This window comes from Treponema primitia ZAS-2 (assembly GCF_000214375.1).
Taxonomy (GTDB): Bacteria; Spirochaetota; Spirochaetia; order Treponematales; family Breznakiellaceae; genus Termitinema; species Termitinema primitia.
On the sequence record NC_015578.1, the window covers coordinates 1,262,904 to 1,288,550 of the forward strand.

General features: G+C 52.3%; 23 protein-coding genes and 2 pseudogenes. 14 read left to right on the plus strand and 11 right to left on the minus strand.

The genetic code is table 11. The annotated features are described in order from the left end of the window. The first annotated feature begins 353 nt into the window (after nucleotides 1-353). The 3 genes from TREPR_RS19100 to TREPR_RS05600 all read left to right on the plus strand — a co-directional run bounded on the left by TREPR_RS19100 (nucleotide 354) and on the right by TREPR_RS05600 (nucleotide 6,096). Entirely contained in the window at nucleotides 354-1,409 is a 1,056-nt protein-coding gene (locus tag TREPR_RS19100) for a LysM peptidoglycan-binding domain-containing protein (protein ID WP_015707329.1), read from the plus strand. Nucleotides 1,410-1,449: 40 nt separating this feature from the next. After that, on the plus strand, nucleotides 1,450-3,735 hold the full coding sequence (locus TREPR_RS05595) for a flagellar assembly lytic transglycosylase (RefSeq protein WP_245534793.1): 2,286 nt from the start codon (nucleotides 1,450-1,452) through the stop codon (nucleotides 3,733-3,735). Nucleotides 3,736-3,798: 63 nt separating this feature from the next. After that, nucleotides 3,799-6,096 (plus strand): DNA translocase FtsK, encoded by a 2,298-nt coding sequence (locus TREPR_RS05600; RefSeq protein ID WP_015707331.1) that lies wholly within the window; start codon nucleotides 3,799-3,801, stop codon nucleotides 6,094-6,096. 204 nt (nucleotides 6,097-6,300) lie between these two features. On the opposite strand, the gene TREPR_RS05605 is transcribed toward TREPR_RS05600, so the two are convergent. Next, the gene (locus TREPR_RS05605) at nucleotides 6,301-7,425 is read right to left on the minus strand and encodes an IS110 family RNA-guided transposase (RefSeq protein WP_015707332.1); all 1,125 of its coding nucleotides are present in this window, start codon (nucleotides 7,423-7,425) and stop codon (nucleotides 6,301-6,303) included. 383 nt (nucleotides 7,426-7,808) lie between these two features. Between TREPR_RS05605 and TREPR_RS05610 the strand changes: the two genes are divergently transcribed. Continuing rightward, entirely contained in the window at nucleotides 7,809-10,739 is a 2,931-nt protein-coding gene (locus TREPR_RS05610; protein WP_015707333.1) for an ATP-binding protein, read from the plus strand. Nucleotides 10,740-10,788: 49 nt separating this feature from the next. Here TREPR_RS05610 and TREPR_RS19105 read toward each other — a convergent pair whose 3' ends face one another. From TREPR_RS19105 to TREPR_RS05625, 4 genes are read right to left on the minus strand one after another with little or no spacing between them, the layout of a single operon-like run. Continuing rightward, a complete protein-coding gene (locus tag TREPR_RS19105; protein ID WP_281054603.1) occupies nucleotides 10,789-10,926 on the minus strand; it encodes a hypothetical protein in 138 nt (45 codons plus the stop codon). Then, nucleotides 10,923-11,174 (minus strand): aldo/keto reductase, encoded by a 252-nt coding sequence (locus TREPR_RS19110; RefSeq protein ID WP_052299701.1) that lies wholly within the window; start codon nucleotides 11,172-11,174, stop codon nucleotides 10,923-10,925. Before TREPR_RS19110 ends, TREPR_RS19105 begins: the two co-directional genes overlap by 4 nt. Nucleotides 11,175-11,217: 43 nt before the next feature. Further along, on the minus strand, nucleotides 11,218-12,036 hold the full coding sequence (locus tag TREPR_RS05620; protein WP_015707334.1) for an acetate and sugar kinases/Hsc70/actin family protein: 819 nt from the start codon (nucleotides 12,034-12,036) through the stop codon (nucleotides 11,218-11,220). After that, nucleotides 12,037-12,546, minus strand: coding sequence for a GNAT family N-acetyltransferase (locus TREPR_RS05625; RefSeq protein ID WP_015707335.1), 510 nt, complete (start codon nucleotides 12,544-12,546; stop codon nucleotides 12,037-12,039). It abuts the gene before it with no gap. 499 nt (nucleotides 12,547-13,045) lie between these two features. Here TREPR_RS05625 and TREPR_RS05630 point away from each other — a divergent pair, with 499 nt between their 5' ends. The 5 genes from TREPR_RS05630 to TREPR_RS05650 all read left to right on the plus strand — a co-directional run bounded on the left by TREPR_RS05630 (nucleotide 13,046) and on the right by TREPR_RS05650 (nucleotide 17,046). Continuing rightward, a complete protein-coding gene (locus TREPR_RS05630) occupies nucleotides 13,046-14,110 on the plus strand; it encodes a glycosyl hydrolase family 18 protein (protein ID WP_015707336.1) in 1,065 nt (354 codons plus the stop codon). 99 nt (nucleotides 14,111-14,209) lie between these two features. Continuing rightward, nucleotides 14,210-15,031, plus strand: a complete 822-nt coding sequence (gene modA, locus TREPR_RS05635; RefSeq protein ID WP_015707337.1) for a molybdate ABC transporter substrate-binding protein — start codon at nucleotides 14,210-14,212, stop codon at nucleotides 15,029-15,031. Continuing rightward, nucleotides 15,028-15,729: a molybdate ABC transporter permease subunit gene (gene modB, locus TREPR_RS05640; RefSeq protein WP_041611032.1), complete on the plus strand. Its 702-nt coding sequence runs from the start codon at nucleotides 15,028-15,030 to the stop codon at nucleotides 15,727-15,729. The genes modA and modB overlap by 4 nt, the downstream gene beginning before the upstream one ends. Continuing rightward, the gene (locus tag TREPR_RS05645) at nucleotides 15,726-16,802 is read left to right on the plus strand and encodes a sulfate/molybdate ABC transporter ATP-binding protein (RefSeq protein ID WP_041611033.1); all 1,077 of its coding nucleotides are present in this window, start codon (nucleotides 15,726-15,728) and stop codon (nucleotides 16,800-16,802) included. Before modB ends, TREPR_RS05645 begins: the two co-directional genes overlap by 4 nt. Nucleotides 16,803-16,833: 31 nt before the next feature. Next, nucleotides 16,834-17,046 carry a TOBE domain-containing protein gene (locus tag TREPR_RS05650; RefSeq protein ID WP_015707338.1) on the plus strand — a complete coding sequence of 71 codons (213 nt, stop codon included), beginning with the start codon at nucleotides 16,834-16,836 and terminating at the stop codon, nucleotides 17,044-17,046. Here the strand turns inward: TREPR_RS05650 and TREPR_RS05655 are convergent. Continuing rightward, entirely contained in the window at nucleotides 17,043-17,600 is a 558-nt protein-coding gene (locus TREPR_RS05655) for a PadR family transcriptional regulator (protein ID WP_015707339.1), read from the minus strand. The genes TREPR_RS05650 and TREPR_RS05655 overlap by 4 nt on opposite strands. Before the next feature lie 110 nt (nucleotides 17,601-17,710). Between TREPR_RS05655 and TREPR_RS05660 the strand changes: the two genes are divergently transcribed. Then, nucleotides 17,711-18,346: a cobalamin B12-binding domain-containing protein gene (locus TREPR_RS05660; RefSeq protein ID WP_041611034.1), complete on the plus strand. Its 636-nt coding sequence runs from the start codon at nucleotides 17,711-17,713 to the stop codon at nucleotides 18,344-18,346. 351 nt (nucleotides 18,347-18,697) lie between these two features. Continuing rightward, nucleotides 18,698-19,618 (plus strand): PD-(D/E)XK nuclease family transposase, encoded by a 921-nt coding sequence (locus TREPR_RS05665; protein WP_015707341.1) that lies wholly within the window; start codon nucleotides 18,698-18,700, stop codon nucleotides 19,616-19,618. 66 nt (nucleotides 19,619-19,684) lie between these two features. On the opposite strand, the gene TREPR_RS19245 is transcribed toward TREPR_RS05665, so the two are convergent. The 5 genes and pseudogenes from TREPR_RS19245 to TREPR_RS05680 form a co-directional block, all read right to left on the minus strand. Further along, the gene (locus TREPR_RS19245; protein WP_425358178.1) at nucleotides 19,685-20,191 is read right to left on the minus strand and encodes a response regulator; all 507 of its coding nucleotides are present in this window, start codon (nucleotides 20,189-20,191) and stop codon (nucleotides 19,685-19,687) included. Nucleotides 20,192-20,230: 39 nt separating this feature from the next. Further along, a pseudogene (locus tag TREPR_RS19250) lies at nucleotides 20,231-20,704 on the minus strand (ATP-binding protein); the annotation flags it as partial. Nucleotides 20,705-20,719: 15 nt separating this feature from the next. Continuing rightward, a pseudogene (locus tag TREPR_RS19255) lies at nucleotides 20,720-22,111 on the minus strand (sensor histidine kinase); the annotation flags it as partial. Nucleotides 22,112-22,347: 236 nt separating this feature from the next. Then, nucleotides 22,348-22,584: a hypothetical protein gene (locus tag TREPR_RS05675; RefSeq protein ID WP_015707343.1), complete on the minus strand. Its 237-nt coding sequence runs from the start codon at nucleotides 22,582-22,584 to the stop codon at nucleotides 22,348-22,350. A gap of 25 nt (nucleotides 22,585-22,609) precedes the next feature. Continuing rightward, a complete protein-coding gene (locus tag TREPR_RS05680; protein WP_041611478.1) occupies nucleotides 22,610-22,840 on the minus strand; it encodes a hypothetical protein in 231 nt (76 codons plus the stop codon). A gap of 174 nt (nucleotides 22,841-23,014) precedes the next feature. Between TREPR_RS05680 and TREPR_RS05685 the strand changes: the two genes are divergently transcribed. The 3 genes from TREPR_RS05685 to TREPR_RS05695 are packed head-to-tail and all read left to right on the plus strand — an operon-like array spanning nucleotide 23,015 to nucleotide 25,579. Then, nucleotides 23,015-23,638 (plus strand): cobalamin B12-binding domain-containing protein, encoded by a 624-nt coding sequence (locus TREPR_RS05685; protein ID WP_015707345.1) that lies wholly within the window; start codon nucleotides 23,015-23,017, stop codon nucleotides 23,636-23,638. After that, entirely contained in the window at nucleotides 23,635-24,756 is a 1,122-nt protein-coding gene (locus tag TREPR_RS05690; RefSeq protein ID WP_015707346.1) for a uroporphyrinogen decarboxylase family protein, read from the plus strand. Before TREPR_RS05685 ends, TREPR_RS05690 begins: the two co-directional genes overlap by 4 nt. A gap of 19 nt (nucleotides 24,757-24,775) precedes the next feature. Continuing rightward, nucleotides 24,776-25,579: a dihydropteroate synthase gene (locus TREPR_RS05695; RefSeq protein WP_015707347.1), complete on the plus strand. Its 804-nt coding sequence runs from the start codon at nucleotides 24,776-24,778 to the stop codon at nucleotides 25,577-25,579. Nucleotides 25,580-25,647: the final 68 nt, after the last annotated feature.

The window sequence follows — 25,647 nt, forward strand, 5'->3', positions numbered from 1 at the left end:
TTTGTCCGCTTAGATGGACATCTTAACCCCGTATAAACGGGAAAAAAGCCTGGAAAATAGTTGAGCGTCAAGGATGTAGAACTTGGAGCCGGAGTTGGTATTTTTGCGGCATATAGTCATAGGACCATAATAACCATATTTATGTAAAAAAAGAAAGGGGTATATAGGGGGAAAATGGTAAAAAAGTATAGAAAATTAGTGCGAAAAAAGAGGTATTTGGAAGGGACCCCTACTCCCGGCCATTTTTTGGCTGTTATGGTTGACAAATAGCAATGACCACGACTAAAGTCTATAGAGGACTCGTTTTCTCTCCAGGCTTGGATCTGAGTGTTGTATAATAAGGAGCAGGGCCGATGGCATCAACTATTGGTATAAAAATAGCCAATGGTGAATTTTATCCGATTATGGAGGAGAATTCATCTATTAAGAAGCGGCTTGTTCTTACCACTGTTCATGATAAACAGAAAAGTGTGCAGATAGATCTCTATAATAGCTTCGCGAAAACCATGGCGGATGCCCTCTATATAGGTACCCTAGTGGTGGAGAATATCAAATCCCGGCCCAAGGGGGAGGCCTCCATAGAAATGATCCTGAGTTCCAATTCAAAGGGGGAAATTTCCGCCGATGCGGTGGATTTGGACGCAAGCTCCGGAGAACACCAGCGTTTGAACGTTTCCCTTACTTCCATGGAAGAAGATGATCCCTTTGCGGAAATGCCCGATTTTGATCTGGATTCCCAGGACCATCCGCCCCTGGGGCTCTATGATAAGGATTCGATTATTCATGAAAGGGAGCAAAAAAAGCGCTTCCCTTGGGGTATATTTGCGGTCATTTGTATCGTTGTACTGGCTGTTTGCGCCTTGTTGTATTTTTTCTTCTTAACCGACACCGGCGCGGCTGTCCGTACCGGTATTAGCCGGCGTTTTTCGAGTTCTTCCACAGTGATTCCTCCCCGGTCTACCCCGGCTCCGGTGGCACCCTCAAGCCCGGCCCCGGCGGCTCCGGTGACACAAGCCCCGGTCCCGGCAGCGTCTTCACCCCCGGCGCCGCAAACCCCGGCAGCTCCGGTGACACAAACCCCGGTCCCGGCAAGCCCGACACCGCCGGCTTCCCCGGCGGCCCCATCGGTGCCGCTTATCTCCGCATCCCAGCAGCCGGCGCAAAGTCCGGCTCCGGCAGCAGCCCGGCAGACCCGGTCCGGGCCGCCGGTGGCTTCGTATAAGGTTCCCCAAACCATTCCCAGAGCCGGGGCGCCTTATACTGTACGCTGGGGAGATACACTCTGGGATATTTCGGAGGCATTTTATCGTAACCCTTGGCTATATCCGCGCATTGCCCGGTTTAATAATATCCGCAACCCGGATTTTATCATTTCTGGAAGAACCATCAGAATCCCCCCCAGAAATTAGGGGTAAGCGGCGCGGCACTTCCAAGTCGTTTTCCCGGAGTATGAAACTTTTTGGCCCCGGTGGAGGATTCAGGCTTCTCTTTTCCCTTCTTTTTTTCTCCCTTCTCAGCCTCGCTTCCTGCGGGGCTCAAACTGTTTTGGGCCTGAGTCGGAATGAGGCGGGCCGGAGATTAAAGGAGGGGGATATTGATTTTATCCTGGATAAAGCCCCGTACCGTATGGAGGAGATCGGTCTGATCCACCCCTCCGCCCCCTATTACGCAGGGATGCTGGTGAAAGCCCGGGCCGGGGAATTGCCCGCGGATGGGGCACTACTTGCAACACCGACTTTAGTCGGCAAGTTCCCCGCGCAAGCTCTGCCTGAGCATGGGACCCAGGCCCTTGCCGAAGCCCTGTTTGAGGCTGCCTTGGACGGGAAGGGTAAGATACAGCGTGAAGCTGCCCGGGAACTTATGGGGCCATTGTTGGCTAAGGACCCTGGTGCCGCCGGATCATTCCTGGACCGGCTTGAGCAAAGGCCTCCCTCGGTGCTTCTGGCGCCTGATGTGTTGGTTCTGCGGGGGGCGGCGCTGTATAAACTGGGGCGCTATGATGAGGCGGCGGCCCTTTTTGAGGGGCGGGACGGGGATGAGGGCGCTGGCTGGGACAGGGCTTTTGCCCTTTTGTCCGCCCTGGAGGCTAAAAATTGGGGGGCCGGGGCTAAAGAAGAACTGACGACCTTCTTTTTAAGCCGTGCCCCCGGTGAAGCCCAGCAATGGGCCCAGGGGGAACTGGGGGACCGGCTTCAGGAACTGCTGGGCCCGGCCCGGGCTGCCGCTGTAAGGGGCCGTTTTGCCCTGGCCGGTTGGGCCTATGGTCAGGGGCTTGGGTATTTCCGGGAAGCTCTGGCCGGGGAGGAGGACCTGTTCTTCCGTTACCCGGATATGCTGGGGGATTTGGGTCGGGCTTTTCTCTATGGACCAGGGCGGAGCCAGGGGCTGGAACTGCTCCTGGGGTGGGACCGGAGTTTACGCGAGGCGTCAGCTGGGAAAGACTGGGATATTCGGGGTTTGCGGTACCGCATCCTCTACTATGCAGGCAGGATACAGCGGCAGTCAGGGCAGTATGCTGATGCTGCGAAGAGCTTTGATTCTGCCCTGGAATTTGCTCCCGACGGGCTTCAGAGGGATGCCTGTATCTGGTACATCCTCAGCATGGGCTTCCAGGAACAACCCGGGGAAACTGTCGCTTTGCTGCGGAAATACCTGCCCCGCTGGCATTCCCCAGTCTACTTTGAGGATATTATGGACCGTCTGGCCCGGTATCTCACGGTAAACCGGCGCTGGGATACCCTGGCGGAGCTGTTTTCCCTGATTCGGGACAGCCGGGACGGGGGAACTGTTGCAAAATACGCCTATATCCTGGGCCGGGCCCTTTCGGAGGGGTTTTTGCCAGCCGCATCGGCGCCTATGAAGGCGGAGGAGCTGTTCCGGATAGCCTTTGAACAGGAAAAGGGCTCTTTCTATTACCGGGCCCTGGCCGCTTCCCGGCTGGGGAGGACCACGGTTCCTGTCCCCGAAAAGGCCGAGGCGCCGGGGAAGGGTCCGGATTTTGGGGAGGATGCGGAATTTATCCTGGGGTTTTTTGAGTATGGCTTGGGGGGACTGGCTTTTTCATACCTGGGCGACACGACAGAGTTTTCCCCGGAGGAACTGCGGGCCATGGCCGGCGCCTTTGCCGGGGCTGGGCTTTGGGCTGAATCGATACGGGTGGTTTCCGCCTATATGGGCCGGGAGGATTTTGGGGTAACCCGGCAGGATTTGGAGCTTTACTACCCGCGGGCTTTCACGGATATGGTGGAGACCCGGGCTAAGGAAACGGAGATTCCCGCGGAACTGCTCTTTGCTCTTGTCCGCACTGAAAGCGCCTTTGTCCCGGAAATTCGATCCCAGGCCGGGGCGGTGGGGCTTACCCAGCTCATGCCGGCTACTGCCCTGGATATGGCGGGCCGTATCAGGAGGCAGGGGGGGACCGATTACCTTGAAGAAGGGAAGATCAACCTGGAGGACCCGAAAACCAATATCCACCTGGGGGCGGTGTACCTGGCCTATCTTGAGGACCGGATGGAAAGCCCCATGTTTGCCCTGCTGGCCTATAACGGCGGCATGGGTCGGGTGCGGAACTGGCGGCGCTCTGCCCCTGCCTTGCCCGGGGACCTTTTCCTGGAAACCATCGAATATCCTGAAACCCGGGAATACGGGCGAAAGGTACTGGCGGCAGCGGCGGCGTACGGATATCTGTATTATGGTATGACGATGGAAGCGGTTGTTGCCGATATATATAGATAGAGGGAATCCCTAAAACCCGGCTGGTTTTTGCCCAAAAATCTGAAATATGGAGGACTTCGGTCTGTGCCGCTGAAACTGTTGGAACTTCTGAAAACCCTGAAAGCCATGAAGGCGCCCCATCCTCTGCAGGCGCTGAAGGCCTTTCGCGCCCGCCGGGATTTCCGGTTTCGCCTGGCCTCCCTGATTGCCACCTTTTCCCTGGCCCTTATTGCCCTGCTCCTGGGCATTTCCATTGCCGGGGCGGTTTTTAATATACCGGAACTTGCCGCAGGGCCCGGGGATTTTCTGGTTCGCTCCTACGGTATTCTGGCCTTCATGATCCCCATCTACCTCCTGGCAGCGGGGCTTATCCTGGCGGATACCCATTTTCGGCCTGACCGGATCTTTATCCTGACGGGAACCACCTTTCCCTTCCTGACCCTGGCCATAGGCTTCGCCTTCCTTAGGGACTACAATACCCGGGCTGAGCAATGGGATTTTCTGGCCCGGGCCGGGCGTATTGGGTTCAGCCTGATCATCATTTTGATGACGGTTATCGAAAGCTTCCTGATTATGGCCCTGACTTCCCTCTTTTTTCCCGGCCCCGAGTCGCTTAAGCCCCCGGAAGAGGAGCCTGAAAAAGAAAAGGAGCCCTCCGGGGTTTTTCTGCTTCCCGGTCCCACGGGAACTACGGATCCCATTGCAGTCCCGGCCTTTCTCAACGATCTTGATGAAAGGGCCTTAACAATACCTGGGGATGAAGAAGATGAGTCGGCATTTGAGCCGGGAGAGCCTGAGCTTGATCCCTTTTTTGAAACCCTCTACAGTTCCAAATCCGGGGACATTCCGGATCCCCTGGAAGCGCCGACTTTAGTCGGAACCCTGGAAGTTCCGGATGATACGTCTCTGCCCTATACCCCGCCCAAAGGAAAGGCCCCCAGGGCGAAACGCCGGGCGGTCTACTCGGTGCCCGTGGAGGGCATCCTGAACCAGTACCCTGATGGTCAATATTGGATCATCGATCAGACCACCAGGGACGCCGCAGTAATCCTGCGGGAGACCCTGGAAGAATTTAAGATACAAGCGGAGGTTACCGGGATAAGCAAGGGGCCGGTGATCACCATGTTCGAGATACTCCCCGCAGCGGGGATACGGCTTGGCAAGATCGAGGGCCTGGCGGACAATATCGCCATGCGCCTGGCAGCCCAGTCCGTGCGTATTGTGGCCCCCATACCGGGGAAACACGCCGTGGGCATCGAAGTGCCTAATAAAAAGCGGAACATCGTATCCTTCCGGGAGATCATCGAAGGGGAACTGCGCCGGGAAAAGGACCGGGATGCGAAAAAGCTGGAGATTCCGGTGATTTTGGGCAAAGATATAACCGGGGAAGCCCAGACCGTGGACCTGGTCCAGACCCCCCATCTGCTCATCGCCGGCGCCACGGGTTCCGGAAAGTCGGTCTGCGTGAACGCTATGATACTCTCCATCCTGTACCAGCGTTCCCCCTCAGAATGCCGGCTCATCCTGATAGATCCCAAGCGGGTGGAACTCAAACTCTACAATGATATTCCCCATCTCCTGACACCGGTGATCACGGAACCGAAAAAGGCGTTCCAGGCCCTGCAATACTGTATCTACGAGATGGAACGCCGCTACGCCTGCCTGGATTCCATGGGGGTCCGGGACATACGGAGTTACAATAAGCGGATAAAAGAGCGTAATATCGCTGCGGAACACATGCCCTACATCGTGGTGGTGATCGACGAATTTGCGGACCTTATGGCCACCACGGGCAAGGAGCTGGACCGCACGGTATCCCGCCTGGCCGCCATGAGCCGGGCCGTGGGCATACACCTGGTCCTAGCCACCCAGCGGCCCTCTATCGACGTCATCACCGGCATTATCAAAGCCAACATCCCCAGCCGCATCGCCTTCATGGTGGCCGGCAAGATGGACAGCCGGATCATCATCGATCAGGTAGGCGCCGACAAGCTCCTGGGCAAAGGTGATATGCTCTACGCCGGTGTGGTGGACCCCTTCCCGGTCCGCATCCAGGGGGCCTTTGTCTCCGAGGAAGAGGTAGAGCGGGTGGTGGACTATGTCAAAACTCTGGGAGAGCCGGACTACATTGACGACGAAATCTTTATTGACGATGACGAAGAAGACCTGACCCCCTCCCTCTTTGGGGAAGGTGATGATCCCCTCTACGAAAAAGCCCTGGAAATTGTCATGCAGCAGGGCAAAGCCAGCGCCAGCTACATACAGCGCCGTCTCCAAATAGGCTACAACCGCGCAGCCCGTCTGGTAGAGGAAATGGAACACCAGGGACTGGTAGGCCCCGCCCAGGGGTCAAAGCCCCGGGAATTGCTGCGCGGGGTATAGGGCCTATCGTCCTCCCTTGAACCAGGCCCCCATACTCTATTATGAATAATAGTCTTAAGGTGTATGCAAGGGATAAAGGCAGGGAGGGGAGGGCAATTCGCCTCTGTCCCCGTCTCTGGAATTCCCTGCCGGAGGAGACCTACCGGGCTCCGCAGGCAGACTCTACAGGTTAGGGCTCCCTCGCGCAAGCGTCTATGATAAATGTCAAGCACTTTTTTTCAAAACCGCCGCATTTTTTTGCCCTTTCAGGAATCGGCGGTATTCGGCCATCTTTGCCTCATGTTTTTTGGGATCCCGGCCATAATGATACTCCCCTTTTTTCAGCATCTGAAAGATTTCTGCAAAGACTCGCCGCCGTAAACCCGTTCGTACTAGCCCCGGCTTCTTGTACTCCGCCAGCCGGTCATACCAGCGCCGGAGTTTAGGGCTGACCGCCATCACATGGTTGAGGGACTGGGTTAGCAGGGTCGCCGACAGTTTCCGCCCTTTCTTGTTGGTTCCCCGGATACTCGTTGAGGTATTGGAATTGGCCACATGGGGCGCCGACCGCAGATAGGAGGTAAAGGCCTTGGCGTTTCTGAATCGGCTCACCTCAATGATGTCTGCGATGATGGCTATGGCAATGAACACGCTCACCCCCTTCATGCTGGTCAGGATTTCTATCTGCGCCATAAACGGGGCGGCCTGAAGTAATACCTGGTCTTTCAGGGCTTCCGCATCGACCTCGTCCCGCTCAAGCCGGTCCAGCAGCTGGTTTAGTTGGAAGCGGAGAACCGGATCATCGGAGATGTCCCGTATCTCCTGGCGGCTCTTCCGACCGAAGATTTCTTCCTGGGTAAAACCGTACAAGTGCTCCTTCAGCAGGGAGTGTATCCGGTTTTTCAGCTGGGTATTCTGCTTCTTGTAGAGTCGGTAGGTGGAAAACAGACTCCGCAGGTCCTGGATCTCCTTCGGGGGGATGGTTACCGGGGAGATCGTCTGCTCCCGGGAAAGTACCTGCATCTTGAGTATCCGACACAATTTGTCCGCATCTATCTTGTCCGTATTACACCGGGCAAGGCTAATCTGTTTCAGCTCGTAGGTATTGGCGATGACTACCTCCTTCACCCGGTCCCGAAACAGACGGGCAAACGAGAAGGTCGTTATCGTCGCCTCTACGAGCACGTAGGTATCTACCGTCAGGGTGGCATAAAAGGCCGCCAGCCCTTCCGCGTCCAGCTCAAAGGTCTTGACGACCCGGTCTTTTCGGGGGTCTTCCATCGATGCCCACTCATCCCGGTAACAGCAAGTAAACCGGTTGGTATGCAGATCAATGCCGATAAAGTTCATCTGAACCTCCACAGAGAAAAGATTGATTGTTCGGTTGAATTCCGGTATACTGATACCATGCGTCTATTCGGGGTGTTGATCGGGCTAAGGACCAGCCCCCAAGAAGCAAATGCGGCTACCGGTTGTTAATCGAGTTCACGGGGTCATTACTGCTCCAGCTTGCGCTACAACCGGTAGTTGTTCTTCCGAACGCCTACAGTATACCAGGTAACCGCATGCTTTTATCATAGCTTCGAGTTCTTGAGGCGAATTGCCCTCCCCTCCCGGTCACTGTCTATACAATCACCATTAAACCAATCCATTACTGATACAATAATTATTCTCTAAATCATTGGACATTTAACAATTTCTTTACTATTGTTTAAGAGGTGAGACGAACAACATTGTTACTGCTTCTTACCTTTCCCCTGCTCTGCTGTACCGGCAAGTCGGAATATTCTGCAAAAAACAGTAAAAGAAACCCGGAGTATCCCCCGCATTATCGGAGTTATAAAGAAATACCCGGGGTGAGTGATGAAGAAATAAAAGCCATCGAAGCCCTGAAGGAAACTTACAGTTTTTTTACCTACGGTATGAACTACAGTTCCGACTGTTTTTACCAGAATGACGGAACCCTTGGGGGATATGCGGTCCTGTTCAGCCGGTGGTTGGAGGATCTTTTTGGTATACCCTTTGTGATAAAAATTCACGAATGGGACGAACTTGTTTCCGGCCTGGAATCCGGGGAAATTGGTTTTACCGGGGAATTAACCGCCACTGAGGAGCGCCGGAAAATCTACCACATGACCGATGCTATCTCCGAGCGGCCGGTTATATTTGTGCAGATCCGGGGCAGGGAAACCCTTGGGGAGCTGGTGAAGCTGCGGCCCCTGCGTTTGGGATTCTTTTCCGGGTCTATCTTTCGTGATCTAGTGGCTCCCTTTATCAGCGGCCCATGGGAGTCCTTCTTCATTGATGATTACGAGACTGTGTATCGTATGCTGAAATCCGGTGAGATCGACGCCTTTTACGATGGCAGTACCCCAGAGGCGCTCTTTGATCAATACGAGGATGTGGTTACCATGGAATTTTCTCCCCTCATCTATGAGCATGTGTCCTTCAGTACCCGGCGGGAAGAACTGGCGCCTGTGATATCGGTGGTGCAGAAATACCTGGACCAGGGGGCGATCTATCATCTGACCAACCTGTATAATCAGGGGCAGGATGAATATCAGCGGCACAAACTCTACGACCGCTTGACCCGGGAGGAACAGGCATGGTTACTGAGCCGACAGGCTGTGGATGAACCCATACCGGTGGCTGCAGGGTACGATAATTATCCTGTCAGTTTTTACAACCAGCAGGAGCGTCAATGGCAGGGGATAGTCTGGGATCTGCTTAAAAAAGCGGAGGAGTTAACAGGGCTGCGCTTTGTCCGGGTGAACTGTGACAGCAACCAGAGGGCGGAGCTTTCGGAGCTGATGGATTCCGGAAAGGCGGTGATGATCGCTGAGCTTATCCCCCCTGAAAGCCTGTCCAGCCGTTATTTACTGGCCAATAGCCCCTATCAAAGCGATTACTTCGCCCTTTTATCCGCCATGAATTACCAGGATATCAGCTTAAATGATGTGCCCTTTACCAGGATAGGGTTGATAAAAAATTCCGCCTGGACGGAGGTGTTTAATACATGGTTCCCAAACCACACTAATACTGTGTACTACAATAACAGTACTCTGGCTTTTGATGCCCTGGGCAGGGGGGATGTGGAGATGGTCATGGCGGACCGCAACCAGCTCCTATACCTGACTAATTATATGGAACAGCCCTGGTTCAAGGCGAACCTGATTTTTGACCGGACTTATGATTCTTACTTTGGGTTTAACCCCGGTGAAGGGATACTCTGTTCGATTATGTCCAAGGCCCAGGGTTTTATCAACACAAAAATTATCGTGGATCTCTGGAGCCGGCGTATCTTCGATTACCGGGGCAAGCTGGCCCGGGCCCAGGTTCCCTATCTGGTGGGCCTTTCCCTGCTCCTGGCCTGTGTCCTGGTCCTGGTAACAAGCCTGCTGGTCCGGCGCAGGAATACCGGCAGATACCTGGAAGCCACTATAAACGAGCGTACCAAGGCCCTGGAGATTCAAACTGCCGCAGCAAAGGTAGCCTCCCAATCCAAGAGTGAATTCTTGGCCCGGATGAGCCATGAAATCCGCACACCCCTGAACGCTATCATCGGTATGACCCACATTGCCCGAAAGTCCGCAGGAACCCTGTCGGCAGCAAATCTGAGTTCCGAAAGAAACCGGATGGTCTCCGCAATAGAGGAAATTTCACTGGCATCTTCTCATCTCCTGGACATACTTAACGATGTCCTGGATATGTCAAAGATCGAGTCGGGAAAATTTATCCTGGTTAATGCGGCTTTTTCAATGGAACAAGCCCTGGAAGAGGTATCGGATATCATCAGGAACCGCTGCCTGGAAAGGGGTGTCAAATTTGTCATCAACTTTGGGGCACTCCCTGCCACAGGGGTTCTGGGCGATCGGCTGCGACTTAAACAGACACTGATCAACCTCCTGGGAAATGCGGTGAAGTTTACCTCCAAGGGAGGATCCGTTACTTTTAGTATGGAACTCTGCGGGGAAACCGATGAACAGATCCTTCTTAAATTCACGGTAACCGATACAGGCATAGGCATGACCGAAGAGCAGTCTTCCCGGCTCTTTACTGCCTTTGAACAGGCTGATGAAAGTATTGCTGCCCGCTTCGGCGGTACCGGCCTGGGGCTTGCTATCAGCCAGAGATTGGTGCGCCTCATGGGAGGTAATATTACCGTTAAGAGTAAAATAGGGGAGGGTTCTGAATTTTCTTTCACCATAGGCCTTGAAAAAACCGAGTACGCCCGGGAACAGTCGGTGGATCCCCTGTTGTCCCTGCCGGATTTGACAGGCCGGCGTTTGCTGTTGACTGAGGATATTGAAATAAACCGGATCATACTCCGGGAACTGCTGTCTGAAACCCATGTGGAGATCCGGGAAGCGGTGGACGGACAGGATGCCCTGGAACAGTTTTCTGCTTCCGATTCAGGATACTACGATCTTATCTTCATGGATGTGCAGATGCCCCGCATGGACGGTTACGAAGCGACCCGCCGGATCCGCGCCCTGGATCGCCGGGATGCAGAAAATGTACCGATTGTTGCCATGACCGCCAACGCCTACCGTGAGGATATAGAGAAAGCCCTTGCCTCAGGGATGAACGATCACCTGGCGAAACCCATCGATATCCAGGCTACAGGGCGGGCCCTGGCAAAATGGCTGGTGAAGAAAACTTGATAAGGTTTAGAAAAACTGCGGTTCCGGAAAGCAGCGCAATCTTCCCTTGTTATTTCGCCTTAAGGGCGGCTTCGTAGAGCCCTGTGCCATCCCCGGGCTTGGGGCAGAATGTAGGGTTGTGAAACTGATAGATATCGATATGATCGGTTTTCAGGTTTCTAAGGCTGGTTTCCAGATCCCCTGTCATATCCTCTCCTTTTTTTGCCGGGGACTTGGTGGCCAGGAAAAATCCCCCCGCCGGGAAGACAATGCGGCTCCCAGTTTTTTTTCGCTGTCCGTATAGCCCCGAGCGGTATCAAAAAAATTGATGCCCCTGTCCAAGGCTCTCCGCAGTAATGCTACTGCCTCTGTCATAGGTGTGCGCTGCACCGGTAATGCGCCGAATCCGTCTTTGTTTATCCTAATGCCTGTCCGCCTCAATGTGATCTCCGGCATGATATACCCCTTGTATTCTTTGTCTAAGGATACTATAAAAAACTCACAATGTTTGTGTGTAGGAAAGCCCTGCCCCGATAGCAGTGGTGTATTCGGCCTCAGCGGGGTATTCAAAATGTACTGAGTACATGACGGTTATGGCGTCCAGGATTTTTTTGCCTATAGGGTTGTGGCTGCCGTTCCCGGTAACGATGACCCTGTCGGTACCCTTGCTCTTCGCGGCAAACACCGAAACCATACCGATTACCTGGAACACCAGGTTAAGAAGACCCAGGGCTATATCCTCGTTCCGGGCGGTGTCCAGCATCTTGCCGAAGTTGGAGGCCGTGGTTTCCCGGTTAAGAAAGCTCATTTCCATGTCCGTAATGTCTTCCATATTCAGATCCACCTGGTTCAGAATCCCATGCTCCGCCAGTTCCATGATACCGTTGAAGTCCGAGGTAGATATGAGCTTCTTTGCCAGCCCCAGGATGGTGCCTCCCCCAACCCCGGAGCCCCCCATGTGGGTGATGGATCCCTTTTTCGCGTAGATGATCGCCGTACCGGTACCGATGTTGGTGATCACAATATCTTCTTTGCCCGAAAGGAACATTCCCCCGATGCCGATGGCTTGCATCTCGTCCACCCGCTGGGTGGGGATGCCGAAAAGATCGTTTTTGATCATGGAAGCCCCGGCGCCGGTGATCATGATACGGCTGATATCCCCAATTTTGAAATTGTTCTCCACCAGCATTTTGCCGAAGGCCCCGGTGGCGGAGGTTACGGCGTCCATGGCCTTGGTTTTGATCTTCCTGATCTTTCCGCCCTCTTCAATAGATACCGCCTTGGTGGTGGTGCTGCCTATATCTATTCCTATGATCATTTACAGTTCTTCCTTTGAGAATTCATTTTTCAGATTGAGGGTCCAGTATCCCACATCAAGCCACTGGTCCATTTTATAGCCTATCTCCGGAAACTGGGCAACCTTTTTAAAGCCGAATTTTTCATGAAGCCCCATGCTCCGGTCATTGGGAAGGGTGATGCCCGCCACAATGGTGCGGAGTTCCATTTTCCGAAGTTCTCCCAGCAGGGAGCTGAGGAGCTTTTGCCCCAGCCCTTTACCTTCAAAGCCGTGTTTTATATAGATGGAATTCTCCACAGAATAACGGTAGGCGCTCCGTTCCTTCCACTGATGGGCATAGGCATAACCCAGAACCTGCCCCGCATCTTCCCAGACGATCCAGGGGAAGCCGCTGCAAACTTCCGCGATACGGCTTTCCATTTCCTCTACCGGAACAGAGAGTTCCTCAAAGGTGGCAACGGTATTCTGAATAAAATAGTTATATATACCGCAGATACTTTCCGCATCTTGGGTTTTCACTGACCGTATCATGGGCGCCTCCATATACCTTATGATAACGATTATTTTTGCTTTAACCAATATAGTGGCGCTATTCTCCGGGAGGGGAGGGGATTACCCCCGGCCCCTAACCTGTAGAGCCTGCTTGCGGAGCCCAGTAGGTCTCCTCCAGCAGAGAATTCCAGAGACGGGTCCAGGGGTAATCCCCACCCCTCCCGGAGCCTGGGTCAACATTTGGGAAAGTTCGGTTTAAGGCATTGTGTCCTGGTGTGTATAGCAGTCGCTTTAAGGCATTCCTCACGATTGTATATAGCAATGTTTTTATGGTAGGCATACCGGGACAGAGGCAGGGAGGGGAGGGCAATTCGTCTCCGCCCCCGTCTCTGGAATTCCTCCCCGGAGCAGACCGCGTAGCGGGCTGACGGAGGGGAATTCTACAGGTTAGGGGGTGGAGGCGAATTGCCCTCCCCTCCCGGTCGCTGCCACAATATAGTTATCATAAACCAAGAATTGCTATATACTAAAAGCCTCTATGATTTTAATACTATGTTTTTTTCTTGCCCTGTCCTCCTGCGCCTCGGCGCCTCAGCCGCCTGATCCTGTTCCGGAACAGTCCCCAGATGATCCGGCTCGGGATATCCCGGCGGATGAGGAGGATGTACCTGAAATATTCGTCTATGGGGAAATACCCGACGACGCAAAGAATCTGCCGGTTCTGCTCTTTGATGAAATTTGGGGCTATGTGATGGCTGGCCGGGAACAGGCTTTGAAAACAAATTACCCCCTGAGCGATGTGGGATACTTTGGTGCTGAAATAGATGTCTACGGCAAACTTACCGATGTGCCCCGTCGGAGCAGGCTCCGCAGCTTTCCCGGGCGGGTCCACCTGGTGGTGGTCTGTAACAGCATGGCCCTGACCCACTTTGTTCTGGAACCGGGAAGTCCGGTTCGAAAACAATTGGTGGCGGATCTCCTGGAAGCTTCAAGAGCTTACGATGGCTTGCAGATCGATTTTGAAAACATCCCCGCTAGGGATGGGGCCAATTTCCTTTCCTTCTTGCAGGATCTACGGGAGGGCCTGGGGAACCGGCTTTTTACCATTGCCCTGAAAGCCCGGACCAGAACCCTCCAGGATGATGCCTACGATTACGGGAAGATAAAGCCCCTGGTGGATCGGATTCTGGTAATGGCCTACGATGAGCATTGGTCCCGGGGTGAGCCGGGCCCCATCGCGTCCATGGGTTGGAGCCGCCAGGTGGCGGATTATGCCCTGAAAACCGTGGGCCCGGAAAAGCTGATCATGGGCCTGCCTTTTTACGGCCGGACCTGGGGAGACACAGACCCCTTCAGCGCTTACGTCTACTCGGGCATTGAGCGAATCAAAAGCGAAAACGCAATAACCGAGATCAACCGGGAAAACGGGGTTCCCAACTTTTCATATAATGTATCCGTAAAAATGTGGGCCTATTACGAGGATGTTTTTTCCCTGAATATCCGGAGCAGTCTGTACCTGGACATGGGTATTCGGTCCATAGGGTTCTGGCGTATCGGGCAGGAGGACCCCCTTATATGGAACTTCCTCCAAATAGCCAATTGATTGTTTTTATCGTTTTTATTATGTTTTGTTGTTCCTCTTGTGTAAAATCGGTGTATATGATATAAGGAAAGCGGATAATACGATCCAAAGGAGATAAGAATGAAGAGAGGAATTATTCGTTTTGTTAAGGTTTTATTGGTAAGTAGCCTGATTCTGCCGGCGGCTCTGTTTGGGGGCGGAAAAAAGGATGCGGCCCCCCAGTCTGCCCCGGTGGAACAGCATGAGCCGGTCACCATCCTGGTAGCCGCCGCTGCAAGCCTGGAATATTCATACGTGCAGCAGCTCATCCCCCTGTTCCAGAGCAAGTACCCCTGGATCACCGTAGAGGGAACCTACGATAGTTCCGGTAAGCTCCAGACCCAGATTGAGTCGGGGCTCCAGGCTGATGTGTTTATGTCCGCCGCTACCACCCAGATGGATAACCTGGTGGGCAAAAACCTCATAGCCCCGGATTCTGTAAAGCCCTTGTTGGAAAACAAGATCGTTCTGATCAAGCCCGCAGGGGGCGCCACCACGGTGACCGGTTTCCAGAACGCGACCCAGGCCCGGGTCATCGCCCTGGGAGACCCCGCCAGTGTGCCCGCAGGGCAATACGCCCGTGAAGCCTTTACCAGCCTGGGCATTTGGGACGCTGTGTCCGCCAAGGCTAGCCTGGGAACCAATGTCACGGAAGTGCTGAACTGGGTAGGGGAGGCCAGCGCTGAAGTGGGAGTGGTCTACGCTACCGATGCAGCCACCACCAAAAAGGTGGAAGTAATCGCCGAGGCCCCTGCGGGAAGCCTGGCCCGGAAGGTGATCTACCCCGTGGGAATCACCGCTTCCTCCGCACACCCCGCTGAGGCAAAACTGTTTGTGGATTTCCTCGCCTCCCCTGATGGTCTGGCTGTCTTTATAAGTTACGGTTTCGCCCCGAATCTATGAATTTTTCGCCCATACTGATATCCATAAAAACCGCCTCTGCGGCGATTGTGGTTACCTTTTTTCTGGGCCTCTTCGCCGCCAAGTGGGTGGCAGGTATCAGGCGCCGTTTTCTCAAGATGATCCTGGACGGCATCCTGACCCTGCCCCTGGTACTGCCCCCCACGGTGGCGGGTTTTTTCCTGCTCTATATCTTCGGGGCCAGGCGTCCGGTGGGTCAATTCTTCCTGGATTATTTTAGCATACGCATCGCCTTTTCCTGGGGCGCCACAGTCCTGGCGGCGGTGGCCATCTCCTTTCCCCTGATGTACCGTTCCGCCCGGGGCGCCCTGGAGCAGGTTGATGAAAACCTCATTTACGCCGCCCGTACCCTGGGCCTTTCCGAGTGGAGCATATTCTGGCGCATCTGCCTGCCCACCGCCCTGCCGGGAATCGCTTCCGGCGGGGTCCTGGCCTTTGCCCGGGGCCTGGGGGAATTTGGCGCCACCGCCATGATCGCCGGCAACATAGCCGGCAAAACCCGGACCTTGCCCCTGGCTATCTATTCAGCAGTCGCCTCAGGGGACATGGAAAGCGCCTACACCCACGTGCTCATCATTGTGCTCATCTCCTTTGTGGTGGTGGCCCTGATGAACTACTTTACGGTGTTAGAGGGGAAGGCCTTCACCGGGCGCGGACGTGGCAGCAGGCGGTCCCGGTGAGTATTAGTGTTACTGTGCGCAAGCGCCTGTCCCGGCAGTTCACCCTGGAAACGGAATTCAAAACCGGCGAAGGCTGCCTGGGGATACTGGGCGCTTCGGGCTGCGGGAAGAGCATGACCCTCAAGTGTATAGCCGGCATTGAAACCCCTGACGAAGGCTTTATCTCGGTTAACGGCCGGGTCCTTTTTGATTCTGCAAAGGGAATCAACCTCAAGCCCCAGGAACGCCGGGTGGGCTACCTCTTTCAGAATTACGCCCTTTTCCCCCGGATGACTGTACTGGGTAATATCACTGTGGGCCTCTCCGGTCCTGGTTCTGAAAACACCGCCCTGGCCCGCACCTGGCTTAAGCGCTTCGGCATTGAGGACTTAGAAGACCGGTATCCGGCCCAGCTTTCCGGGGGCCAGCAACAGCGGGCCGCCCTGGCCCGTATGCTTATCCGGGAGCCGGAACTACTGCTGCTGGACGAGCCTTTTTCCGCCCTGGACAGTTTTCTTAGGGAACAGATGCAGCTTCAGCTGCTGGAACTTCTGGGGGTCCATCGGGATATAATCATGGTGACCCACAGCCGGGACGAGGTGTACAAGATCTGCGATGAACTTTTAGTCATGGACGCCGGCCGCTCCCTTGCCCAGGGCAATACCCGAGAACTATTTCTGAACCCCGATACGGTGCAGACCGCCCGGCTTACGGGGTGCAAAAATATTTCCCCTATCAAGTGGACAGGCCCCCAGGAAGCCTGCGCCCTGGACTGGGGCCTCCAACTTCGTATGCCGGTTCCCGCGGATACCCGCATTACCCACATCGGCATACGGGCCCACGACTTTGTCCCGGTTTCGGATAGTGGAACTGCTGCCTCCGGGGAAAAATTTAACCAAGTACGGATCAAAGTGACGGTCAGTTCTGAATCCCCCTTTGAGCGCATCGTCCTATTTACCAATGCCGACACCCCCGGGCAGGCAACTGAACTCTGGTGGTTGTACAGTAAGTATACCCGGTGTATAATACCTGAACGGCTCTTTATTCCCCCGGAGGCGATCTTGCCCCTGAGGGAGATGATACCGGCGGGGTGAAACAGCCCCGTACATTTTCCGGAGGTAGAGTATGAAAATCAGTGCGCGGAATCAGTTAAAAGGAAAGGTCCTGAGTATTAAGGAAGGGGCGGTGAACGGCATCGTACTCCTGGATATAGGGGGCGGAAACAAGATTTCTTCTACCATCTCCATAGATGCCATAAAGGAGCTGGGCCTTACGGTGGGCAGCGAAGCCTACGCCATCATCAAGGCCACCTCGGTGATGATCGGCATCGACCACTAAGAGTCCATGATACGTTTTAACAGGGCTATGCTCCGTTCAAACCATTGGATATCTGCCTGTTCACGGTAAATAGTCAGTTCCAGGGCAAGGTAGTCCCCCCGGTCAGCCCGACTGAGCAGGGTGGGATCGATTTCGTCGTAGCTTTTTTCAAGCCGTATGGCGTACCGTTCTCGGCGAACCTTCAGCTGGGATTCCAGTTGGGTAAGCAGATTGGCGTCACTCATGCTGCCGGAAAAGTAGAGCCGTAGTTTGAACACATCCTTGGTGTTTAATTCCATCGGTTCATCCCGGGTAAGCCATTGTAAAAATTCGTCCTGCCCCGGTTTGGTAAGGGTATAGAGTTTCTTTTCCAGTTTTCCCTGGGACACCACATCAAACACTACCAATGCTTCATCCACCAGTTTTTTCAGTTCCGGATAAATCTGGCTATGGGTGGCGTTCCAGTACCGCAGGAGCCCGTGGCTGAATTCCTTGCTTAAATCATAACCGGTCATCGGTTCACGGGAGAGCAGGCCCAGGATGGCGTATTTTAAGGTGCGAACTTCATTTTTCATCTATGCTATAACAGATAATACACTTTTCCGGGGGAATTGATCAATTATCCTAAAACAGGTATTTCTTGACATATCAGGATAAACATACTAAAATAGACCCAGCTGATAGGATGGTTCACGTGGGCAGGATCAAGGACTCTTTGTTTAAGCTGGAAGATGAGAAAGTTTTAGCGGAAGTACAAAAGACCCTGGACGCCGGGGTTCCCCCGGAAAAAGTTCTGGAAGAATGTAAGACCGCCATGGTCGCTTTCAGCGAGGCCTTTTTGCAAGGAAAGATGTTCGTCTCGGACCTCCTCATTTCCGGGGTAATTTTTGAAGATATCAACAAACTGGTGATGCCCAGGATGAAAGCCTCGGCGGCGAAAAAAAACGCCGGCAAGGTAGTCATCGGTACGGTAAAAAATGATATTCACAACATAGGGAAAATTTTCGTATCCAACATGCTGGCTGCCTCAGGTTTTGAGGTCATCGATGTGGGGGTTGATGTGCCCCCGAAAAACTTTATCGAGGCCGTAGGGGACAGCAACGCCCGGGCCCTTGCCATGTCATGCCTTCTGGCTAACTGTTATGATTCCATTAAGGAAACTGTCGAAGCCCTGGAAAAAGCGGGGCTTCGGGATCGGGTGAAGATCATCATAGGCGGCGGCTGGGTGGACGCCCATGTGGTCAGATACTCCGGGGCAGATGCCTTTGGGTTCAATCCCCAGCAATGCGTTCATTTTTGTGAGGAAGTGTACGCCCGGTGAGGCGGGCTCTGCGGTGCGTATCTATTGAATAGGGGATAATATAAAAATAATGACCAATAATAATATTGGACAAATAAGATTGCTCGTCTTTATTCGCAAGCGGGTTTAATACCCTCTGCACACTTTCGCGTGCGAGCTTTAGGGCGGTTTTATCCCGGTAAAAACCCTGGATTGTAGTGGTTTTAAACCCGCATACAATCCATACCTTACAGAACAACATACCCAGTTGCTCTGCAGCGGGGTATGTTGATTCAATATTTCCCTCCAAAAATTCCCTAAAAAAAACAAATATTTTAGGCTTACTAAAGCAAATTTCCCCTCGATGACATCTCTTTGGCAAGGAGAATTGTTATGATTGATACAAACCCCAGCCAAAATCCCGAAAATACCGGCTTGAAAAAGCGGGTGCAACTTAGCCCGGAAGACGACCCACTGGATATCACCCGCGACCCTGTCTTCAAGGCCGTGCTGACCAGAGAAACCCCCGAGTCCCGCAATGCCCTGCGTTGCCTCGTCTCCGCTGCCATCGGGCAGCCGGTTACCGTTATTTCCGTTGTCGCCAACGAGCCCCCGGTCAACGATATCCGGGATCGCCAGATCCGCTACGATATTTCAATCAGGTTTAACGATGGTAATCTGGGTAATATCGAAATGACCCTATACCCGGATACGCATGAACATCTCAGGCAGGAATGCCACCTCGCCTGGCTCTTTGCCACCCAGGACATCAGGGGAATTGAACACCGCTATGGGGATCTACAGCCCGCTTACCAAATATCTCTTCTGGGCGAGAACCTCCACAAGGATGATGTACTGGTCCATCGATTCCGGTATTACGATCCGGAGCATAACTTGTCATTCGGGGGGCTGACCTCTATAATTGACATAGAGTTACCGAAAGCGGAGCAGTTCCTGGCAAAACCGGTTTCTGGAATGACGGAGATTGAGCGCTGGGCGGTATTTTTCCGGTATATCCAGGATTTTGAGCAGCGGGAACTGATCAATGATCTACTTGACCAGGAGGAGGGCCTAGCCATGGCAACGGCGGAACTTTTAACGGTGAGCAAGGACGATGAAATGCGGGCCCGGCTTGAGAGCCAGCTCAAGAACCAACTGGATTGGCAGAGCGGCATGGTAAATGCGAAACAGGACGGAGAAGCCGTCGGGTATGAGAAGGCTAAAAGGGAATACACAGGGATAATCGGGGAGAAGGACGCAAAAATCCAGGCTTTGGAGCAAAAATTGCGGGACTTGGGGCTGACGGCGGAGTAAATTCCCAAGACGAAAGCCGTTGAGATGCGGAGCGCTTAGCCGCTACGGCGAAAGGGGCAGACTCGCTTACTTTTTCGAAGCCGCTGCATTTCGCAGGGCGCTGTAAAATATATCGACGTCAATAGGTTTGGTCAGGTGGTCTTCCATGCCCAGGGCAATGCAGCGCTCCTTTTCCTCGGGGAACGCATGGGCGGTCAGCGCATAAACCGGCATGTCCTTGTATTCGGGAGTTTCCTTGATGATCCGGGTAGCCTCGTAACCGTCCATAACCGGCATTTGGAGATCCATCAGCACCAGGTCAAAGGGCGGAAGCTGCGACTTGGCTTTATCGGAAAGAATATCCAAAGCTTCCTGGCCGTTTTGCGCCGTGGTAACTTCCATGCCAACCGCACTGAGGAGTTCCTGAACGATCATAGCGTTAATTTCATTGTCTTCTACCAGTAGAACGCGTACGCCATGCAATACGGCATTTTCAGTATTCGCCGGCGCCGTATCCTTGGCTACCCGGGGAACTTCGTTAGCTATGCGGAGAACTTCGTTGAAAGCGGCGGTTTTTTCCGCTGCCCCTGGCACTGCCAACGGCTCCGCCAGGGGAGCAGCCAGCGGGAAGGTACAGGAAAACAGGAAGGTTGTTCCGTTTTTCAGTTCACTGGTGGCGGAAATTTTTCCGCCCATGAGCTCCACTATTTCACGGGTGACCGCAAGCCCCATGCCTGCCCCTCCGTATTTACGGGTTGCGGAATTATCCGCCTGGTCAAAGGCGGCGAATAGTTTTTCCATCTGATCCCGGCTCATGCCTATGCCCGTATCCCGAACCGCAAAGTCCAGGGTAGCACTAGTACTGTCATGTTTGGATACGATCGCACGAACCGTGATGGAACCTTTTTCGGTAAACTTATATGCGTTACCGATAAGGTTGGTAAAGATCTGCCTTAGCCGTTGTTCGTCTCCCACAATGGAGGTAGGCAGGGCAGAATCCAGTTCAAAGCGCAGATCAAGCGATGAGTTTTTGTTTTTCTCCCGGAAAAATACCGAAAGTTCATCGAACATTTTACGTATATCAAAGGGGGCATTTTTTAGTTTCATGTGCCCTTCTTCGGCTTCGGAAAAATCGAGGATATCATTGACCAGGCCGAGCAGGGTTGCGGAAGCGCCTTTTATTTTTTCAATGTAGTCCCGCTGTTTGTCGTCCACATTGGTTTTAAGCAGGAGATCGTTCAGCCCCATAACGGCATTCAAGGGTGTGCGAATCTCATGGCTTATGTTTGCCATAAAGAGGCCTTTCGCCTTATTTGCATCCACCGCTTCTTTCATGGCGCCGTTCAGTTTTTCTACCATGAACTTAAATGCCTTTGACAGGGCTCCGATTTCATCATTGCTTTTTATAAGAGGCACCTCGGTATCAAAATGGCCTTCCCCCAGGGTTTTGGCCGTATCCGAAAGTATAAGTATAGGTTTTGTAACGCTTCTTACAATAAAATATAAAATAATTGCGATTACAAATATTGCGATAAGTGAAACCAGGATAACGTAATTACGAATACTGTCGGCATTGGCCAGAATTTTTGCCATAGGGATACTGACTGCAACTGACCAGGGATTCGTAACACTGCTGAATTGGATGGGCATATATACGGTATAAAAATTCTTACCCGTTGAAATATACATTTCGCCGCTATTTATGGCGCTTTTGATCTCATCAATATGTTGAAGCCGGCTCTGGCCTTCCACCAAAGTTTCCTCTAAATCCTTTCCCAAATAATCTTTATTGGGATGGGCTATAACAGCGCCTGAATGTGAAATAATTTCCGTATAGCCTTCCTGCCCGTGGGGGTTTACCTTGTCGACCATTTCCTGGAGCTTGTCCAGGACGATGTCGGAAGAGATGATGCCAATAAATTTATCACTATGAATAATCGGAAAAATCAGACTGGCCAGCATAACTGTTCTTCCCTGAAGCCCATAAGGGTAGGGGTCGGTGATATATTCATGGCGTTCAGCCTTGGGAACAATATACCAGTCTTCGCTGTCAATGTCGGGCAGAAATTCAACGTCGATATTGCCCCCCAGTTTGTTCCAATAGGGGGCATAGCGCCCGGTCTCGTCATAGGCCGGCCCCTGCCCTGCATACTGGGCGTCCTTCCCGTCCATGGCGTTAGGGTCATAGGCGATACAAAAAGCGGTGATGTATTCCTTATTCGCCAGGGCATTCTTGAGTATGTCATTCATCATATCCCGGTCGGTAAGGTTATAATCCTTTAAGGTTTCAAAAACCGTTGAGAATGTTTCCGCAGTTATCCGGGCGCCCTGCAATTCCGCAATAATTGCGTTTTTGTATTTATCCGCCGTTTCCTGGGCCAGGCTGAAAGCGTCTTTCTGGGCCATTTCGATAGACCTGTTGGAAACGATTATGGTAAGGGTCAGGAACGAAACGATGACAACCGCCGAAACCAGGAAGAAAATCTTAAATTTCAGGCTTAAATTTTTGAACATAATTTATCCTTGAGCATATATTATCGAATATTATAACATTCTATGAAAGATCGTGTAAACGGTATGCGTTGAACAGAGTCCTAAATTTCCATTAATCCATATATATTGTATTTAATATATATTATTATGTATTTGAGAGTAAGTGCCTGGCGCCATAATTATTTGGGAATGATGAACTCTCCGACTAAAGTCGGCGTTGTAAGTTGTGCTCAAGTCTTTAGGGCGAGGTTGTTGATTCACCCGGCAGCCTTGGAGGCAAGGCGTTCCTGGACCAGTTCACCGATGATTTGGGCAGGGGTTTTATGCGCCGATTCCGCCCATGCAACAACACTGCCGGTAGTTTTAGGGTCTAGTTTTACCATCATTCCGTATTTGCGGGCAAAATAGCCCGGTTTGTTTAAATCCGGCATGATAGTGTTCTCGGTAAAGTAGGTGTCCAGCGCGTCCGCTTCTTCTTCGGTCATTTCTGCCATACTACCCTCCTATAGATTGAAAAAATCACGATACGCCTTGCGGCATGGCATGAAAAACATTGATAGTCCGCTCATCAATCACATTATAAAGGATTTCCAATAAATTACCATTGCGGTCAATCCCGATCAGGAGATTCTTGTCTTCTTCACCAGGCAAGAGGTGATCATAGAGGCGTAGCTCAAACGCATGCCGAATATCCAGCTCTTTTATATTATGCTTGAAGGCGGATGCCCTAAAAACGATTTTTTCTTCCACAATATGTTTCAAATATAGCCGGGAAGGAAGAGGATTTCAAGGAAACGAGAGGCGTCTGGCGCCGAATTTGACAGATTTCATATATATTACTCATCTCAAGATTCGTGAATATTTTGCTTGACATGTTGATATTGACATGTTATCATGCACATATCTTAGAGATGGAGGTTAATTATGGGTGTGATTAAGGATTCGTTATCCAACCTGGATGATGAAAAAGCTTTAGCGGAAGTCAAAAAGGCCCTGGACGCCAATACGGCGCCGGACAAAATCCTGGGGGAGTGCCAGGACGCCATGGTAGCCATAGGCAACGCCTTTTCTGCGGGGACTATGTTCGTTTCGGACCTGATGATGGCCGGGGCCATCTTCGAGGATATCAGCAAACTGGTATTGCCTAAAATAAAAGCAGCCGGAACCGGGAAAAGTGGCGCCAAGGTGGTCATCGGCACGGTTAAAAACGATATCCACAATATCGGCAAGGACATTGTAGCCAATATGCTGACCGCCTCGGGGTTTGATGTTATTGATGTGGGGGTTGATGTGCCGGCGGAAAATTTTGTCAAAGCGGTGAAGGACAGCGGCGCTAAGGCGCTGGCCATGTCCTGTCTGCTGGTTTCCTGTTATGATTCCATTAAGGATACTGTGGAGGCTCTGAAAAAAGAAGGGCTTAGGGACAAGGTAAAGATCATCATAGGCGGCGGGCCGGTGGATGATCATGTGGTTAAGTATTCAGGGGCGGATGGCTTTGGTTTGGATCCCCAGGCATGTATCCATCTCTGCGAGGAGGCTTATGCATGAATTACAATGATTTGTATAACCAACGCTATGATAAGATCAAAGACACAATCGCTTTTAAGAATAAACATGCCACTGCAGTCTATATGGGCAGTACAACCCCTGCAGCGGAAGAGGGCATGACCATCGCCGAATATCTGACTGATCCGCACAAAACGATGGACCTTTTTTTCCATTATGTAGGACGTCTCAACGAGAGGGGTCAGATAGACGGGTTGAATACCATGCATCCAACTGTTCAAAATGTGCCTCTTGCCTCCAGATGGTGGTCATTAATCAAGATGCCGGGACGGGAACTTCCTCCCAATTCGATATGGCAGGTTGATGAAAAGGCTAATATTGATGTTAGTGATTATGATTTCATTATCAAGAATGGTTTGGATGCAATGACCCAAAGGTTATTGCCGAGCCTTGTCCCTGACGAAGATTTAAAAATTTTCAAGACCGCAGTCCAGGAGCGGCCACAGATAATGCAGAGATATGTTGATGAGGGATATCCTCTGTTATCCTGTGGAACCATTGCTCCGCCTTTTGAAACATTGTGCGGTGGGCGGGGGATGAATAAATTCTATATGGACTGCTATAAAATACCCGATAAAATCAAGGAAACCCTGGATGTGATGATGGTGGATATCCGAAAAAATATTGCGGGGATGTCTACTGAGAAATTCATGCTAGGCGTCTGGATTGGCGGATGGCGTGGGGCTAGTAATTTAGTTAATCAGAAGATATGGGATACTTTGGTATGGCCTTATATAAAAGAAATCGCAGGACTTTTAATTGCTAAGGGTATTACACCTATTCTGCATATGGATGCCTGCTGGGACCGGGATATTGCGCGTTTCAAGGAACTGCCTGCCAGATCCGTAATTCTCAATACTGATGGAATGACCGACCTTCGCAAGGCCCGTAAAATTTTAGGTGATCACGCCGCTTTCTTGGGTGATGTACCCGTACAGATGCTGGCGATCTCATCAAAAGCGGAAGTCGAGGAATATATCCGCCGTCTTATCGGTGATATCGGCGCCCAGGGACTACTCCTTGCTCCCGGCTGTGACGCCCCATCAAACGCTAAGTTTGAAAACATGGCTGCTATTTACGAGCTGGCCAAAGAGTTTTAAGGCAAAGGAATAGGACGATATGATATTCATCGGTGAAAAGATAAACGGCACCAGAAAGATTGTACAACAGGCGGTGCTGGACCGTAACGCCGCCTACATTGCCGAAGCGGCTAAGGCCCAGGCGGAAGCAGGGGCGGATTACCTGGACATCAATGCGGGTACCTCCCCGGAGCGGGAAACCGCTGACATGCTCTGGCTCATTGATACGGTGCAGGCTGCAGTAGAGACCCCAATCTGTATTGACAGCTCTTCCCCAAAAACCCTGATAGCCGCCCTGGAACGGGTCAAAAGGACACCCCTGGTCAATTCGGTAAACGCCGACCCGGCCCGGCTTAACAGTTTCCTGCCCCTGATACGGGAGAAAAACTGCGCGGTCATCGCCCTGGCCATGGATGAATCAAAGTCCGGGATGCCTAAGGATAACGGTGAACGCCGGAAAAACATCGAAACCATTTTTACGGCCACCAGAGAAGCGGGTATACCTGACGACAGTGTTTTTGTGGACCCTCTTATCATGGCGGTGGCCACCGATCAGACCGCAGGAACCCAGGCCTTTGAGATGATCCGATGGATACGGGAAAGCTATGCCGAGGCTCACATTACCGGGGGGTTTAGCAATATTTCCTTCGGGCTTCCCAACCGTGCCTTGGTGAACCGGAGCTTCCTCAGTCTGGCCATAGCCTTTGGGGCGGACGCTGCGGTGATTGACCCATGCAGTGTTACTATCATAGAATCACTTAAAGCAACGGATATGCTGCTGGGTAAAGACCGGTTCTGCCGGAAATACACCATGGCTGCTAAAGAGGGGTTTGTCAGGAAATGACCTCAAATCTCTGACCGGATGAGTTAAAGAGTTATTTTAGAGGATGGTGATAAGTTATTCCCTATTTT